This window comes from Corynebacterium massiliense DSM 45435 (assembly GCF_028609805.1).
GTDB lineage: Bacteria > Actinomycetota > Actinomycetes > Mycobacteriales > Mycobacteriaceae > Corynebacterium > Corynebacterium massiliense.
On the sequence record NZ_CP063189.1, the window covers coordinates 1,919,151 to 1,936,062 of the forward strand.

At 64.0% G+C, this 16,912-nt stretch carries 11 protein-coding genes; 9 read left to right on the forward strand and 2 right to left on the reverse strand.

The genetic code is table 11. The features are described 5' to 3' along the window. Positions 1-7: 7 nt before the first annotated feature. From crtI to arcC, 7 genes are all read left to right on the forward strand, one after another. A complete protein-coding gene (gene crtI, locus CMASS_RS08960) occupies positions 8-1,681 on the forward strand; it encodes a phytoene desaturase family protein (RefSeq protein WP_033399595.1) in 1,674 nt (557 codons plus the stop codon). Between the two features lie 92 nt (positions 1,682-1,773). Further along, positions 1,774-2,349 carry a bifunctional pyr operon transcriptional regulator/uracil phosphoribosyltransferase PyrR gene (gene pyrR, locus CMASS_RS08965; protein ID WP_022863107.1) on the forward strand — a complete coding sequence of 192 codons (576 nt, stop codon included), beginning with the start codon at positions 1,774-1,776 and terminating at the stop codon, positions 2,347-2,349. Further along, complete coding sequence (locus CMASS_RS08970; protein ID WP_022863108.1) at positions 2,350-3,285, forward strand: aspartate carbamoyltransferase catalytic subunit; 936 nt, start codon at positions 2,350-2,352, stop codon at positions 3,283-3,285. Between the two features lie 29 nt (positions 3,286-3,314). Then, a complete protein-coding gene (locus CMASS_RS08975) occupies positions 3,315-4,640 on the forward strand; it encodes a dihydroorotase (protein WP_022863109.1) in 1,326 nt (441 codons plus the stop codon). Between the two features lie 302 nt (positions 4,641-4,942). Beyond that, entirely contained in the window at positions 4,943-6,643 is a 1,701-nt protein-coding gene (locus CMASS_RS08980) for a YfcC family protein (RefSeq protein WP_022863110.1), read from the forward strand. 613 nt (positions 6,644-7,256) lie between these two features. Continuing rightward, positions 7,257-8,252, forward strand: coding sequence for an ornithine carbamoyltransferase (gene argF, locus CMASS_RS08985; RefSeq protein WP_022863111.1), 996 nt, complete (start codon positions 7,257-7,259; stop codon positions 8,250-8,252). A 126-nt stretch (positions 8,253-8,378) separates the two neighbouring features. Further along, positions 8,379-9,320 (forward strand): carbamate kinase, encoded by a 942-nt coding sequence (gene arcC / locus CMASS_RS08990; protein WP_022863112.1) that lies wholly within the window; start codon positions 8,379-8,381, stop codon positions 9,318-9,320. Positions 9,321-9,614: 294 nt separating this feature from the next. Here the strand turns inward: arcC and lysS are convergent, their stop codons facing one another. After that, positions 9,615-11,213: a lysine--tRNA ligase gene (gene lysS, locus CMASS_RS08995; protein ID WP_027018683.1), complete on the reverse strand. Its 1,599-nt coding sequence runs from the start codon at positions 11,211-11,213 to the stop codon at positions 9,615-9,617. Between the two features lie 164 nt (positions 11,214-11,377). Here lysS and CMASS_RS09000 point away from each other — a divergent pair, with 164 nt between their 5' ends. Together CMASS_RS09000 and phoA are read left to right on the forward strand one after the other, a co-directional pair. Next, positions 11,378-13,492: a PhoX family protein gene (locus CMASS_RS09000; RefSeq protein ID WP_022863114.1), complete on the forward strand. Its 2,115-nt coding sequence runs from the start codon at positions 11,378-11,380 to the stop codon at positions 13,490-13,492. A gap of 183 nt (positions 13,493-13,675) precedes the next feature. Continuing rightward, positions 13,676-15,418, forward strand: coding sequence for an alkaline phosphatase (gene phoA, locus CMASS_RS09005; RefSeq protein ID WP_022863115.1), 1,743 nt, complete (start codon positions 13,676-13,678; stop codon positions 15,416-15,418). A 93-nt stretch (positions 15,419-15,511) separates the two neighbouring features. On the opposite strand, the gene CMASS_RS09010 is transcribed toward phoA, so the two are convergent. Then, on the reverse strand, positions 15,512-16,732 hold the full coding sequence (locus tag CMASS_RS09010) for a sodium/glutamate symporter (RefSeq protein ID WP_022863116.1): 1,221 nt from the start codon (positions 16,730-16,732) through the stop codon (positions 15,512-15,514). Positions 16,733-16,912 lie beyond the last annotated feature (180 nt).

A 16,912-nucleotide genomic window follows, 5' to 3' on the forward strand; every position in this document is an offset into this window, starting at 1 on the left:
CTCGGATCTGCCGGAGTCCGTCATCGTCATCGGCGCGGGCGTGGCGGGGTTGGCCACCGCCGGCTTGTTGGCGCGGCGTGGGGTGGCGGTGACGGTCATCGACAAGCTGGGCGAGGTCGGCGGCCGTGCCGGGGAGCTTTCCGCCGACGGGTTTCGGTGGGACACCGGCCCGTCGTGGTACCTCATGCCGGAGGCGTTCGACCACTTCTTCGCGCAGATGGGCACCCAGACCGCGGACGTGCTCGACCTGGTGGACCTCGACCCCGCCTACCGCATCTATGGCCCCCGCGGGCACCGCGCCGACGTGCGCTCCGGCGTGGACAACGTCGCCGCGCTTTTCGATGCCGTGGAGCCCGGCGCCGGTGCCCGCGTACGCGACTACCTCGCACGGGCGGAAGACACCTACCGCGTGGCGCTGCAGCACTTCCTCTACACCACGTTCCGCGCCCCGCTAGCGCTCGCGCACCGCGACATACGCCGCCGCCTCGGCGTCTTGGCGGACCTGCTCGTCCACTCCCTGGCTAGCTACGTCGCCCGCCAGTTCACCCACCCGCTGCTCCAGCAGATCCTCACGTACCCGGCGGTGTTCCTGTCCACCGAGCCATCCCGCGCACCGGCGCTGTATTCGCTACTCAGCCACACCGATCTTGGCGATGCCGTGCGCTACCCCCAGGGAGGTTTCGCCGCGGTGGTGCAGGCGATGGCCGCGCTGGCGCGGGAGGCCGGCGCATCCTTCGAACTCGGCGCAGAGGTCACGGAGATTCTCACGGTGCCGACGGGACGGACCGGAATGCTGGGCAGCCGTGGAAGGCGGGGCAGCCGGGCCGTGGGCGTGCGGGTACGGCAAGGCGGAACCACCCGGGTGCTGTACGCGGACGCGGTGGTCTCCGCGGCCGACCTGCACCACACCGAAACGCAACTTCTGCCCCGGAAGCTGCAGACGTATCCGGAGCGCTATTGGTCCCCGCGCGACCCGGGGATGGGCACCGTCCTTATCCTCCTGGGTGTCAAAGGCGAGCTGCCGGAGCTGGCGCACCACACGTTCCTGTTCAGCGAGGACTGGACCGATGACTTCCGGGCGGTCTTCCACCGCGCAAACGTCCGCCGCGCGAACGCCCGCCGCGCACACCTCGACCGCGTAGGCGAACAGCAGTCTCCGAAAGCGCACTCGGAATCCATCTACATCTCGCGTACGAGCGCCACGGATCCCACCGCGGCGCCGGCGGGCCACGACAACCTCTTCGTGCTCGTGCCCTGCCCGCCGGACGCTGACCTCGGCCACGGCGACGCCTACGGTCACACGACCGATCCGGGCGTTGCGGACATCGCCGATGCGGTCATCGACCAGATCGCCTCCTGGACGGGGGTTGCGGACCTGCGGGAGCGCATCGTCACGCACCGCACCATCGGCCCGGCCGACTTTGCCGGTCGCTACCACGCCTGGCGGGCCGGGTCCATCGGGCCGGCGCACACGCTACGGCAATCGGCGTTTTTGCGCGGCCAGAACGCCTCCCGGAAGGTGGCGGGCCTCTACTACGCCGGGGCAACCACGCTGCCGGGCGTGGGTGTTCCCATGTGCCTCATTTCGGCCGAGAACGTGGTCAAACGCATGCTGGGGGACCGTTCGTCCGCACCGCTGGGGCTTTCGCTGGGGCTTTACCCGGCGGATAAATCGTGCTAGCTTCTTTCGTGGCCATAACGCATACCAACTATGTGCAGGCCCCATCTATTCATCCTTTTAACGACGCGCAGTGACGCGAGAAAGGAGCCGAGATGAGTGACGTGACTGACCAGTCTGCAGGGACCGAGATCCTGGGCGCTGCGGACGTCGAGCGCACCATCGCGCGCATCACGCACGAAATCATCGAGAAAAATGCTCTCGATTCGGCTGACGGAAATACAGTCGTTCTACTTGGTATTCCCTCCGGAGGCGTACCGCTCGCTAAACGCTTGAGCGAAAACATTAAGGCCTTTTCCGGTACGGAGGTTGGCCTCGGTGCCATCGATACGACGCTTTACCGCGATGACCTGCGGAACACGTCGCACCGTGCGCTTCGCCCCACTCACATCCCTGATTCCGGTATTGACGGTGCCACCGTCATCCTGGTGGATGACGTCCTTTACTCCGGGCGCACCATTCGCGCGGCCCTCGACGGCCTGCGCGACCTCGGCCGCCCGGCCATGGTCCAGCTCGCGGTCCTGGTTGACCGCGGCCACCGTGAACTGCCTATTCGCGCCGACTACGTGGGCAAGAACCTGCCGACTTCCAAGTCGGAGAAGGTCACCGTTTCCCTCCGTGAACTCGACGGAGTCGACGCCGTAACGCTCCACCGGAAGGGAGAAAAGTAAGTGAAGCACCTCCTGAGCATCTCTGACCTGTCCCGCGAAGAAATCGTGGGACTCATGGACGAAGCAGACCGCTTCCACGAGGCCCTGGACGGCCGGGAAGTCAAGCAGGTCCCGGCCCTGCGCGGCCGGGTTGTCTACAACCTGTTCTACGAAAACTCGACGCGCACCAGCGCCTCCTTCGAGGCCGCCGGCAAGGCGTTGAGCGCGAACGTGATGAAGATTTCGGCGAGCTCCTCGTCGGTGCAGAAGGGCGAGTCCCTGCGCGATACGGGCTTGACGCTGCGTGCGCTGGGCGCGGACGCCATCGTCATGCGCCACCCCAACTCCGGTGCGGCGCAGCACCTCGCGGAGGCCATCGCCCCGAACGGTAACGGCCCGAGCGTCATCAACGCCGGTGACGGCCAGCACCAGCACCCGACGCAGGCGCTTCTCGATGCCGTGACCGCCCGCCGCCGCCTCGGCGACCTGTCCGGCGCCAAGTTCCTCCTGGTCGGCGACTGCCTGCACTCCCGCGTGGTCCGCTCCGATGTGGAGATTTTCACCGCGCTCGGCGCCGAGGTTGTCCTCGTCGCCCCGCCGACGCTGCTGCCGGTGGGCGTGGAGAACTGGCCGGTAACCGTCTCCTACGACTTGGACGCAGAGCTGGCCACCGCGGACGCCGTCATGATGCTGCGCGTCCAGGAAGAGCGCATGAAGGGCGGCTTCTTCCCGTCCGCGCGCGAGTACTCCGAGCTCTACGGCCTGTCGGAGGAGCGCTCCGCCAAGATGCGCGACGGTGCCATCGTCATGCACCCTGGCCCGATCATCCGCGGCAAGGAAATCGGCTTCAACGTCGCAGACGAAGAGAAGTCGACCATTCTCGAGCAGGTTGCCACCGGCGTCGAAGCACGCATGTCGGTGCTCTACACCCTGCTGTCCACGGACGCTAACGACTAACCTGCCCCGGCTAGAAAGGACCTCTCATCATGACGAACACTTCCTACCCGGCCACCGGCCAGACCGCGCCTGCGGCACAGGGCACCCTGCTCATCAAGAACGTCCGCCCCTACGGCGAATCCGACCCGGTCAACGTCTTGGTGGAAGACGGCGTTATCAAGGACCTGAACGCCGCCGCTGACGCCACCGCCGACCGCGACCTGGACGGCAAGGGCGGCGTCCTGCTGCCGGGCCTGGTGGACCTGCACGTCCACCTGCGCGAGCCGGGCAACGAGGCCGCCGAGGACATCGCTTCCGGTTCCGCGGCCGCCGCCCGCGGCGGCTTCACCGCCGTCTTTGCGATGGCCAACAACGACCCGGTCACCGACTCCCCCGCCACCGCGGAAAACATGTGGAACCGCGGCCAGGCGGTCGGCCTGTGCGACGTCCACCCGATCGGCTCCATCACCCAGGGCCTGGAGGGCAAGAAGCTCACCGAGATGGGGCTTATGGCGCGCTCCGGCGCCAAGGTGCGCATGTTCTCCGACGACGGCAAGTGCGTTAACGACCCGCAGGTCATGCGCCGCGCCATCGAGTACGCCCGCGGCACTGACGTGCTACTCGCCCAGCACGCGGAGGACCACCGCCTCACCGAGGGCGCGACCGCCCACGAGGGCACCACCGCCGGCCGTCTGGGCCTGCGCGGCTGGCCGCGCACCGCCGAGGAGTCCGTCATCGCCCGCGACATCATGCTCGCGCGCGACTACCGCGGCCGCGTGCACTTTTGCCACGTCTCCTCCGAGGGTTCCCTGGAACTCATCCGCAGCGCGAAGGACAAGGACATCCCGGTCACGGCCGAGGTGACTCCGCACCACCTGCTGCTGGACGATGAAGTGCTCAACACCTACAGCGCCCTCTACCGCGTCAACCCGCCGCTGCGCGAGAAGTCCGACGTGGAAAAGCTGCGCGCCGCCCTGTTGGACGGCACCATCGACGTGGTGGCCACCGACCACGCCCCGCACACCGACGCCGACAAGGCCTGCGAGTTCGAGCTCGCCCGCCCGGGCATGCTGGGGCTGGAGACGTCGCTGGCTATCATCGCCAAGCTGTTCGTGGAGACCGGCGACGCTGACTGGCGCTGGGTCGCCCGCGTCATGTCGGAGCGCCCCGCGGAAATTGCCCGCATCCCGGATCACGGCCGCCCGATTGCCGTGGGCGAGCCGGCCAACCTCACCGTCGTCAACGACAACGAGGACTGGGAAGTCAACGCGGACGAGCTGGCGTCCAAGGCGCGGAACACCCCGTACGCTGGCCACCGTTTCGGTGCCCGCGTCGCGGCCACCGTTCTGCGCGGAAACGTGACGCATAACACGTAAACTCCGCACCGCCTAAATAAGCGAAACTGGCCCTGCTCAACTGGGTAAAACCGGTCGGGTGGGGCCATTTCTCTGCACTATGTGATTTCCGGGGTGAGCGCTAAACTGGACAGTGGTTTCTTAGAGAAATCACTTCCGGTTATAAGGGCAGTGCCAGCCGTATCTATTGGGCTTTCACAGCTGCCTATTAACCGCGGGGAGAATCTCACCGAGTCGTGTAATTCTTGCTCGCTGAATATGCCACGCACGCACACCCCTCGGCGCCGCCTCCCCGGATAGCAGCACGACACGAAGGAGCCTTCATGACTGACGAAGTCTCGCGGCCATCGTCCGGCCCCGGCCAGAATCCCGAAGAGGAACGCGTCTTACACTCCGATACCGCCACCTCGACCAAGGTGCGGAAAGACGAGGAGGTAAAGCCGGAGGCTGAGGCGGACACCACCGCCGCCGAGAACTCGACGGGGAAGAAGAAAAAGCGCAAGGGCCTCAACGTCCCGAGCGCGTTTACCATTCTGTTCTTCCTCACCTTGCTCGCCGCGATCGCCACCTGGATCATCCCGTCCGGTGCGTACGCCAAGGTTGGCTACGAGGGCGGCAACATGGTGCTCACCCACCCGAACGGTGACACCGAGGAGCTACCGGCTACCCAGGACACCCTGTCGGACCTGGGCATGGACCTGCCGATTGACCAGTTCACCTCGGGCAACATCACCGACGCGGTGTCGGTGCCGAACTCGTACGAGTCCCTGCCCAAGAACCCGGCGGGCATTGCCGACATCCCGGTCGCGATGGTCAACGGCACCATCGAAGCCGTCGACATCATGGTCTTCATCCTGGTCCTCGGCGGTCTTATCGGCGTTGTCCGCGCCACCGGCGCGTTCGAGTCCGGCCTGCTGGCGCTGACCAAGAAGACGAAGGGCCACGAGTTCGCTCTGGTCTTCCTGGTGTCGATCTTTATGGTCCTGGGCGGCTCGCTCTGCGGCCTGGAGGAGGAGGCCGTCGCCTTCTACCCCATCCTGGTGCCCATCTTCCTGGCCATGGGCTACGACTCAATGATCTGTGTGGGTGCCATCTTCCTCGCGGGTTCGATGGGCTCGGCGTTCTCGACCATTAACCCGTTCTCCGTGGTGATCGCGTCGAATGCGGCAGGCACCACGTTCACCGAGGGCCTCTGGTGGCGTATCGGCGGCGCCATCTTCGCTGCCGCCGTGGTCATCGGCTACCTCTACTGGTACTCCCAGAAGATCAAGAAGGACCCGACTGCCTCCTACTCCTACGAGGACAAGGAGAAGTTTGAAAAGCAGTGGTCCATGGCGTCCTCGCAGGAAGACATCCCGCCGTTCACGCTGACGCGCAAGATCATCCTGACGCTATTCGTGCTCGCGTTCCCGACGATGGTGTGGGGCGTTATGGCCCAGGGCTGGTGGTTCCCGGCCATGGCCGCGATGTTCCTGACCATCGCCATCGTCATCATGGTCCTGGTGCTGTTCAGCAAGGACAACAAGCTGGATGAAAAGCAGCTCACCGACGCTTTTGTCGAAGGCGCGTCCAGCCTGGTCGGCGTCTCGCTGATCATCGGCCTGGCCCGCGGCATCAACATCATCATGAACGATGGTCTGATTTCGGACACGATGCTCAACGCCTCGACCAATCTGGTTTCCGGCATGAGCGGCCCGCTGTTCATCCTCATCATGCTGGTCATCTTCTTCCTGCTGGGCTTCGTGGTTCCGTCCTCGTCCGGCCTGGCCGTGCTGGCGATGCCGATCATGGCCCCGCTTGCCGATGCCGTGGACATCCCGCGCTGGATCATCGTCTGCGCTTACCAGTGGGGTCAGTACTCCATGCTGTTCCTCGCCCCGACCGGCCTGATCATGGCCACGCTGGCGATGCTGAACATGAAGTTCCAACACTGGGTGCGCTTCGTCTGGCCGATGGTGGTCTTCCTGTTCGTCTTCGGCGGCATCCTGCTGGTGACCCAGGTGCTTATCTACGGCGGCGCATAAGATATACCCCGCTCAAACGTCAGGTCCCTCCGTGAATGTCCACGGAGGGACCTTGTCGTTTCTCTGGCAGTGCGCACGCCGGCCGGCCACTCCCCCTGCCCGCCGACATGCCCTGCCCGCCGACATGCCCTGTCCGCCCACGCGCCTTGTACGCCCGCACGCCTTGTGCGCCCGTTACGCGCGTCCGCTTGGTTTATACCCAGATTCGATTAACTGGACACAATTTAAACGTTAATAGCTAAAATCGCGACTGCATAATTCTACCCCTCCACGGTGCGAAGATCGCCCGTTTTGGAAGCTTTTTATGGGTGATAAAAGCCATAACAATCAACCACACGGACCGCTACAGCGCTGGTTGCAACTTATTCAACCACCAACTGAACGGAGGAAACGGCACGCCAAAACGACCACTTATTACCTATCCGACTTTCGGATGATGTACTGTATTTTTTGCATTATTGCGTAAGTTTGAGAATGGATCGGCGGGGCTGCATTTTCGTCCTCGAGGCGTAAACTCATAGGCGGAATCGGAGAGATTCCGTCTCGGTTTTATCCGAGATTGTTCGACCCAACCCGTTGGGTTGGAACCCGACTTCTAGAAGGAGAAGATCCCATGCCTGTTAGCCTGAGCGGCCGTCACTTCCTGAAGCTCCTCGACTACACCCCGGAAGAGATCCGTTACCTGATCAAGCTCTCCAAGGAATTCAAGAACCTGAAGCTGACGGGTACCCCGCACCGCTACCTCGAGGGCAAGAACATCGTTCTCCTCTTCGAGAAGACCTCCACCCGTACCCGCTGCGCCTTCGAGGTCGCCGGTATGGACCTCGGCATGGGCGTCACCTACCTCGATCCGGGCAGCTCCCAGATGGGCAAGAAGGAGTCCATCGAGGACACCGCTCGCGTCCTGGGCCGTATGTACGACGGCATCGAGTACCGCGGCTTCGCCCAGGAGATTGTCGAGGATCTGGCTGCTAACGCCGGCGTCCCGGTCTGGAACGGTCTGACCACCGAGTTCCACCCGACCCAGATGATCGCCGACATGCTCACCATCGAGGAGAACTTCCCGCAGGGTCTGAAGGGCCTGAAGTTCGTCTTCATGGGCGATGCTCAGAACAACGTCGCAAACTCCCTCATGGTTGTGTGCGCCAAGCTGGGCATGCACTTCGTTGCGTGCGGCCCGCAGGAGCAGATGCCGAAGGACGACCTGGTGTCCGAGGCAAAGCGCATCGCCGAGGAGACCGGCGGCTCCGTCACCCTGACCGAGGACGTCGACGAGGCTGCCAAGGACGCCCACGTCATCTACACCGACATCTGGGTTTCCATGGGCGAGCCGGACGACATCTGGGAGTCCCGCATCAAGCTCCTCGAGCCGTACCGCGTCACCCAGGAAGTCATGGACAAGGCCGACGACGACGCCATCTTCATGCACTGCCTGCCGTCCTTCCACGACACCAAGACCACCATCGGCAAGGACATCTCCGAGAAGTTCGGCGTCTCCGAGATGGAGGTCACCGACGACGTCTTCGAGTCCACGAAGTCCAAGGTCTTCGACGAGGCCGAGAACCGCATGCACACCATCAAGGCTGTCATGTACGCCACCCTGTCCTAGTTCCTAAGGACACCTTCAACTAAAAGGGGCGGGCATAGGTTGACGCCTCGCCCCTTTTTCCTTCTCCATTCTGGGGAACTCCTGTTCCCCGGCTATCTTTAAAGCACGAGGAAGTGTGAATTTTCGATGGCTGACACCAAACGTATTGTTGTCGCTCTCGGCGGCAACGCCCTAGGTAAGACCCCCGAAGAGCAGCTCCAGCTCATCAAAGACACCGCCGTCTCCCTGGTCAACATGATCGAGGCTGGCCACGAGGTCATGATCACCCACGGCAACGGTCCGCAGGTGGGCATGATCAAGGTCGCTACCGACGAGGCAGCCAAGAATGGTTCCTCTCCGACCATTCCGTTCGCCGAGTGTGGCGCAATGTCTCAGGGCTACATCGGCTACCACCTCGCACAGGCGCTCGACAACGAGCTGAACAAGCGCAAGATCGACCGCGAGGTCTCCTCGATTGTCACCCAGACCGTCGTCGACGAGAAGGACCCGGCATTCGAGAACCCGACCAAGCCGGTCGGCGCGATGCTCACCAAGGAAGAGGCCGACAAGGCTGCCGCAGAAACCGGCAACAAGTACGTTGAGGATTCCGGCCGCGGCTGGCGCTGGGTTGTTGCGTCCCCGCGCCCGACCCGCGTCGTGGAGAGCAAGGTCATTGACTCCCTGATGAAGGACAACATCGTCGTCATCGCTTCCGGCGGCGGCGGCATCCCGGTTGTCGAGCGCGAGGACGGCCTGAGCGGCGTCCCGGCGGTCATCGATAAGGATCTCTCCGCTTCCCTGCTGGCCCGCCAGATCGATGCAGACCAGCTGGTCATCCTCACCGCGGTGGAAAACATCGCCGTGAACTTCAACAAGCCGGATGAAAAGCAGCTGGACGAGGTCACCGTCGAAGAGATGCGCAAGCACGCCGACGATGGCCAGTTCGCCCCCGGCTCGATGCTCCCGAAGGTCGAGGCCTGCCTGGAGTTCGTCGAGTCTGGCGATGCCCGCTCCGCCATCGTCACCTCCCTGGAGAAGGCTGGCGAGGCTCTCGATGGCAAGGCTGGCACCCACATCGTGAACAAGTAGCCAGCGGTTAGCGCGGCCGGCTCGGCCGCTCCTAACGCCAAAAGCTCCCGCTCCTTTCAAAGGACGCGGGAGCTTTGTCGATCTCAGAGCGGACGCTTCAGCGACCAACCGCTACACCCAACCGCTGCAATCAACAGCCGGCGGAAACCCGCTGCGCACGTTTTTGGATCTTAAGGGGTAGTTTCGTCGACGTTTTGCCGTCTTATGATCCGAAAACGTGCGCACGGGGAGCAGGCCGGCGCGGGAAAGCAGAACGGAAGCAAAACGGCGCCGAGCCGCGCCGTCGGTATGCTTTTACGCCTCCGGCTTCACAATCGGGAAGAGCACCGTCTCGCGGATGCCCAGACCGGTCAGGGCCATCAGCAGGCGGTCGATGCCCATGCCGGTGCCGGACGTCGGCGGCATGCCCTGCTCCATGGAGGCGAGGAAGTCCTCGTCGAGCACCATGGCTTCGTCGTCACCGCCGGCGGCCAGGCGCGCCTGGTCCTCAAAGCGCTCGCGCTGGACCACCGGGTCCACCAGCTCAGAGTAGCCGGTGGCGAGCTCGAAGCCGCGGACGTAGAGGTCCCACTTCTCGGTCACACCCGGCTGGGAGCGGTGGCTGCGCACCAGCGGGGAGGTCTCCACCGGGAAGTTCTTCACAAAGATGGGACCTTCCAGCTGGTCCTCGCAGAGGACCTCCCAGATTTCCTCGACCAACTTGCCGTGGCCCCAGCCGCCGTTTTCGGGGACGTCGAGACCGATGACATCGGCAAGCTGCTTCAGCTCCTCCACCGAGGACTCGATGGTGACCTCGGGCTGGCCCGGGAACTTGCGCTGCAGCGCCTCATTGAGGGAGGGGTACATCTCGATTTCCGGCCAAGACTCCCCGCCGAAGTCGTACCCGGTGCCGTCCGCGAGCGTGACCTTGTGGGAGCCGAAGACCTCCTGGGCCACGGACTGGATGCCCTCGCGGATGAGGCGCGCGCCGGTCTCGTAGTCGCCCCATGCCTGGTAGGTCTCCAGCATGGCGAACTCCGGCGAGTGCGACTTGTCGATGCCCTCGTTGCGGAAGTTGCGGTTGATCTCGAAGACGCGGTCGATGCCGCCCACCACGGCGCGCTTGAGGAAGAGCTCCGGCGCGATGCGCAGGTAGAGGTCGATGTCCAGCGCGTTGGAGTGGGTGACAAACGGACGCGCCGCGGCGCCGCCGTGAAGGGTCTGGAGCATCGGGGTCTCGATCTCCACGAACTCGTTGCCCTCCAGGTAGTTGCGCAGCGCGCGCAGGACCTTCACGCGGGTCATGGCGTTCTTGCGGGCCTCTTCGCGCATGATGAGGTCGTTGTAGCGCTGGCGGACGCGGGTGTCTTCTGCCATCTCCGCAAACGAGACCGGCAGCGGGCGCAGCGACTTCGACGCCATGGTCCACTCGCGGGCCATGACGGACAGCTCGCCGCGGCGGGAAGCGACGACCTTGCCGCTCACCGAGATGAAGTCACCCAGGTCTACGTCGGACTTCCACGCCGCGAGGCGCTCCTCGCCCACCTCGGCGAGCGAGAGCATCGCCTGCATCTGGGTGCCGTCGCCGTCCTGCAGGGTGGCGAAGCAGAGCTTGCCGGTGTTGCGCATAAAGATAAGGCGGCCGGCGATAGCCACCTCGTCCTCGGTCTCCTGCCCGGGCTCCAGGTAGGTGACGTGTACATCCTGCTGGGCGGAGGCAGCGGCCTCGCCGTCTTGGTCCGCGTCCTGCTGCACCACCGCGTACTTGGCGCGCAGGTCAGCCAGGGAGATGGTGCGATCCACGCTCACCGGGTACGGGTCGGCGCCGGATTCGAGAAGCCGGGCACGCTTCTCGCGGCGGATGCGCAGCTGCTCGGGGATGTCGTTTGCTTCGGTGTTCTTCTGGTTGCTCACGTTAGCCAAGGTTAGCGCACGGAAAAGTGGCACGGAAAAGGGCGCCACAATCAGAAAACGATAATGTTTTTCATTAGTTAACCTCAGCGACACCCTGGCGCCACCCGCACGCCTTAATGTCCCGCATGCAAGATTTTATTCACCGTATTTGGAGCTAAAACACAGTGACTTTCCTGCGTAAAAACCTACTGCGGGCCAACCCGTTCGCCTCGTCGCGTTCCAGCCTGACCTGCCAGTACAAGTGCGGCAACGCCTGCCTCGGCGACTGCGACAACACCTCGTCCAACCCCTACTTCGGCGACCAGTTCTCCCGCCGCAAGGCTCTGCGCGCCGGCGGCCTCGCCGTCGTCTCCGTCGGCGGCGGCGCAGCCCTGGCCGCGTGCGCCACTGGTGCAGAAAACGAAAACGGCGCCGACTCGAAGACCGGGGACTCCGCTAGCGGCGGCAAGACCACCGCCAGCGAATCCGCCACGGACCAGCCCAGTGCCGACGGCATGCACTTCGACAGCGTCGAGCCCAACGAGAAGGACGAGGTCGTCGTGCCGGCGGGCTACGAGCAGTCCGTCCTCATCGCGTGGGGCGACCCGGTGGTCAAGGGCGCGCCCGAGTTCGATGTGCACAACCAGAAGGCCGCCGACGCGGAAAAGCAGTTCGGCTTCAACAATGACTTCGCGGGTCTGCTCGAGCACCCGAGCGACGATTCGCGCCTTCTCTACGTGTGCAACCACGAGTACACCACCGAGCCGCAGATGTTCCCCGGCTACGACTCGGACAACCCGACCGACGAGCAGATCCGTTTGGGCTGGGCCAACCACGGCATGACGGTGCTGGAGGTGTCCAAGGACGCAAAGAGCGGCAAACTCACCCGCAAATTCGGCGACCTGAACCGCCGCATCACCGCCACCACCCCGTTCACGCTCACCGGACCGGCGGCCGGTTCCGAGTTCGTGAAAACCAGCGCGGATTCGACGGGCACGCGGGTGCTGGGGACCATCGCCAATTGCTCCGGCGGCGTCACCCCGTGGGGTACGGTCTTGTCCGGCGAGGAGAACTTCGACAGCTACTTCGCCAACGCTTCTTCCTCCGACAAGCGCACCCAGGAGTCGCTGGAGCGCTTCGGGTTCAAAGACGAGGCATCGACACGCAAGTGGGAGCGTCTGGACGAGCGCTTTGACCTGGCAAAGAACCCGAACGAGGCCAACCGTTTCGGCTACGTCGTCGAGGTCAACCCGTACGATCCGAAGTCCACGCCGGTCAAGCACTCGGCGGTGGGCCGTTTCAAGCACGAGGCCGCCAACGTCCACATCACTAAAGACGGCACCGTGGTCACCTATTCCGGCGACGACTCGCGCTTCGAGTACATCTACAAGTTCGTCAGCTCCAAGAAGGTCAAGGAGGGCGACACCGCCCACAACATGACCATCCTGGACAACGGCACGCTCTACGTTGCGGTGATGGACGGCAACTCCCCGGAAGACGAGATCGATGGCTCCGGCGTGCTGCCTGACGATGGCGCCTTCGACGGCAAGGGCCGCTGGGTCAAGCTGCTCACCGCGGACACCGACAACAACAAGTACGAGTCTCACGTGGACGGCTTCAGCGCCGAGGAGGTCGCGGTGTTTACCCGTGAGGCCGCCGACAAGGTGGGCGCAACCAAGATGGACCGCCCGGAGGACGTGGACATCAACCCGCAGACCGGCAAGGTCTACGCGGCGCTGACCAACAACTCCTACCGCGGCGCCACCGGCAAGGACGCCAAGAAGAGCAAGGAGGGCCCGAAGGAATGGGCCCCGGTTAAGGAGAACAAGAACGGCATGGTCATGGAGATCGACGATGACCACGCCGGTGAGTCCTTCACCTGGAACCTCTTCCTCGTCTGCGGTGACCCGAAGGTGGCCAACAGCTACTTCGGCGGATTCGACAAAGAACGGGTCTCCCCCATTTCGTGCCCGGACAACCTCGCCTTCGATCCGCACGGCAACATGTGGATTTCCACCGACGGCAATGCGCTGGGCTCCAACGATGGCCTCTACGCCGTGACCACCGAGGGCGCGACGCGCGGCGAGCTCAAGTGCTTCCTCACGGTTCCGGTAGGCGCGGAAACGTGCGGGCCGATTGTCGATGCCGACCGGGTCATGGTCAACGTGCAGCACCCGGGCGAGGACGACGAGGCCGCCTTTGACGAGCCGTCGTCCCACTGGCCCGACGGCGGGAACTCCACCCCGCGCCCAGCCGTCGTGGTGGTGTGGCCGAAGGAGGGGAAGGTCGGCGAGAAATAGCTCGTGAGCCAGACGGCTCACCCCCGGTTGTCACCCCTGTGATTCCTCCTGCGCAGATCGTTTTTATCCACCGCGCGCAGGAGGTTCATCGCGGGTTAACCTGCCCCCAACCTTGAGTCCACCTGAAAGCCTTAACTTCTCCTTGGAAGAAAACCATCCCATGCTGATTGCAAGGAGTTCAGGATGAACCGCGTACTCAAGGCTGGCCTCGGTCTCGGTGCCGCTGCCGTGCTGGTTGCTGGCTGCAGCGCCCCGGAGGACAACGCGTCCGGTGCTGACGACAACACCAACGCCACCGCCGCCCAGGACAAGAACGACGACCAAGGTAAGAAGGACGACGACAAGTCCGGCAAGGACACCAAGGACAAGGATAAGAAGGACAAGTCCAAGTCGAAGTCCGGCAAGAACGGCGGGGCGGACCTGGATTCCGACATCGCCAACCGCGAGGCCCGCGGCGAGCTCAAGGAGCACGGCGGCGCTCGTCGCCTGACCGGCGACCAGAGCGACTTCATGAAGCAGGCGATGGATAAGACCGGCGCCAAGAACGTCATCCTGCTCATCGGCGATGGCATGGGCGATTCCGAGATCACCGTGGCCCGCAACTACGCGGAGGGTGCCGGCGGCATGTTCAAGGGCATCGACGCTCTGCCGGTCACCGGCCAGTACACCCACTACTCCCTGGATAAGGAGACCGGCAAGCCGGACTACGTCACCGACTCCGCCGCGTCCGGTTCCGCATGGTCCACCGGCACCAAGACCTACAACGGTGCTATCTCCAAGGACATCGACGGCGAGGCGCAGCCGACCCTGCTGGAGATCGCCAAGGCCAACGGCAAGGCGACCGGTAACGTCTCCACCGCAGAAATCCAGGACGCTACCCCGGCCGTCGAGGCGGCGCACGTCAGCGAGCGTGGCTGCTACGGCCCGGAGGACGCGGAAAAGTGCGGCGACGACCTGAAGGAGAAGGGCGGCAAGGGCTCCATCTCCGAGCAGATCCTGGACACCCGCGCTGACGTCACCCTGGGTGGCGGCCTCGAGAGCTACGAGCAGACCATCCAGGCCGGCGACGCCAAGGGCAAGACCGTGCTTGCCGATGCCGAGGAGCGCGGCTACCAGATCCCGAAGACCGCCAAGGAGCTCGAGGAGATCAAGGAAGCCAACCAGGACAAGCCGGTGCTCGGCCTGTTCGGCGACGGCAACCTCCCGGTTCGTTGGAAGGGCCCGAAGGCGGAGAAGCAGGGCTACCTCCAGGATGCTGAGAAGTGCACCGAGAATGAGGAGCGCACCGACGACATCCCGAACCTGGCGGCCATGACCAACAAGGCCATCGACCTGCTCGACGACAAGGAAGACGGCTTCTTCCTGCAGGTGGAGGGCGCGTCCATCGATAAGGAAGACCACATGGCTAACCCGTGTGGCCAGATCGGTGAGACCGTCGACCTGGACGAGGCAGTCCAGGAGGCCCTCGACTTTGCCAAGAAGGACGGCGAGACCCTCGTGCTGGTCACCGCCGACCACGCACACACCTCGCAGATTGTCGGTTACAAGGACGACAAGGACATCGAGAAGCTCGCGGAGAAGAAGGGTATCTCCGTTGAAGAGGCCCGCGAGACCCTGTACCCGGGTCTGTCCCGCAACCTCATCACCGAGGACGGCTCCCCGATGACCGTCGGCTACGCCACCTCCGAGAACGTGGACGTGGAAAGCCAGGGCCACACCGGCACCCAGCTGCGCCTGGCCGCCTTCGGACCGAACGCCGCGAACGTGTCGGGCCTGACCGACCAGACCGACCTCTTCTTCACCATCTCCGACGCCTTGGGCCTGGACGCCTCCAAGTTCAGCCTGGACGACAAGGGCAAGGATGAAAAGAAGGGCAAGGGCGACAAGGCTTCCGAGAAGGCTTCCGAAAAGGCCGACAAGAAGTAAACCTTCTCTTCTCCCCCAGCGCTTACGCCCTGGGTGTGCGTTGAAGCGACGTTCTCGCCGCGCACACCCAGGGCGTTCGCCGTTTTCTGCCCGCTAGCTCACGAAGCCGAGGAACACCATGATGACGGTGATGTTCACGAAGTCGATGAACATGCCGCCGACGATGGGCAGGACGAAGAAGGCGACGGGCGAGGGTGTGAACTTCTGGACCACGGACTCCATGTTGGCCACGCCGTTCGGGGTGGCGCCCATGCCAAAGCCGCAGTGGCCGGCGGTGATGATGGCCGAGTCGTAGGACTTGCCCATCACCGGGGAGGTGACAAAGCGGGCGAAGACAAACATGAGGACCGTCTGCGCGGCGAGCAGCACGATGAGCGGCAGCGCAAGATCCACCAGCTCCCACAGGCGGATGGACATCAGCGCCATGGCCAAGAACAGCGCGAGGGCGACCTCGCCGACGACCTCTACCTCCTGCGGCGGCACCAACTCGTGGTACTTCTCCGGCTGCTGCCGGTCGGACAGGTAGCGCAGGATGATGGCCACAATCATCGAGCCGAAGTACCCCGGGAAGGCGGCCTGCTCGGTGAGCTGCCCCACCAGGTAATTGAGCGCCTCGGTGACGTAGGAGCCGATGAACATGGCGATCAAGATGACCACGAACGCCTGGAGGACGCGTCCGCTACGTAGGTGGCGCGGTTCTTCGGCCAGCAGGCCCTCGTCCACCTTGTCGCCGCCTTCGACCGCGTGCAGGCGGTGCTTGGTGATGAGCCGGTTCGCCAGCGGCCCACCCATGAGCGAGCCCGCGATCAGACCGAACGTGGCGGCAGTGTAGGCGACCGTCTCCGCGCCGGCGGTGCCGTTGGCCTCCACGAGCGGGGCGATGCCGCCGGAAACCCCGTGCCCGCCGGTCATGGCCACTGAGCCGGTCATCAGCGCCAGCGCCGAGGGGATCTGCACCAGCGGCGCGAGAGCGGTGGCAAGGACGTCTTGCAGGATCACCAACACGGACGCGACGACCAGGAACCGGAGCACCAGCGGGCCGGCCTTGCGCAGGATCGCGATGGACGCGCCGTAGCCGACCGTGGTGAAAAACATCGTCATGAAGAAGCTCTGCAGCGTGGTGTCGAACTCGATCTCCGCCACGTCGGTAAGCCACAGGCCCAAGTTGATGATGGCGAACAGGAAGCCGCCGATGACCGGAGAGGGAATGGCGAATCGCTCGAAGAAGCGCACCCGGCGGCGCAGCCACATGCCGATGACCAGCAGGATGACGGCAAACCCGATGGTTTGCACCATGTCCATTTCGATATTCATTCACGCTCTCCTCGTTTGAGACGCCCATGACGGGCGTGCACACCCCCGCGGACAGTAATGCACCTCACTTTATATCTATCCAGTGAGTCTGCGCATAGATTCGATCGAATTGAAATACTTTCCGGAATAAATCCTCCCCCGCTATAGTTATATGACACGTCAACTACATGCCACGGAGGG

Bases quoted from the DNA above. Each gene is read 5' to 3' on its own strand.
- CMASS_RS08980 (WP_022863110.1), top strand. From the start codon at position 4,943: ATGACTGACGAAGTCTCGCGGCCATCGTCCGGCCCCGGCCAGAATCCC.
- arcC (WP_022863112.1), top strand. From the start codon at position 8,379: ATGGCTGACACCAAACGTATTGTTGTCGCTCTCGGCGGCAACGCCCTA.
- argF (WP_022863111.1), top strand. From the start codon at position 7,257: ATGCCTGTTAGCCTGAGCGGCCGTCACTTCCTGAAGCTCCTCGACTAC.
- CMASS_RS09010 (WP_022863116.1), bottom strand. From the start codon at position 16,732: ATGAATATCGAAATGGACATGGTGCAAACCATCGGGTTTGCCGTCATC.
- phoA (WP_022863115.1), top strand. From the start codon at position 13,676: ATGAACCGCGTACTCAAGGCTGGCCTCGGTCTCGGTGCCGCTGCCGTG.
- CMASS_RS08975 (WP_022863109.1), top strand. From the start codon at position 3,315: ATGACGAACACTTCCTACCCGGCCACCGGCCAGACCGCGCCTGCGGCA.
- pyrR (WP_022863107.1), top strand. From the start codon at position 1,774: ATGAGTGACGTGACTGACCAGTCTGCAGGGACCGAGATCCTGGGCGCT.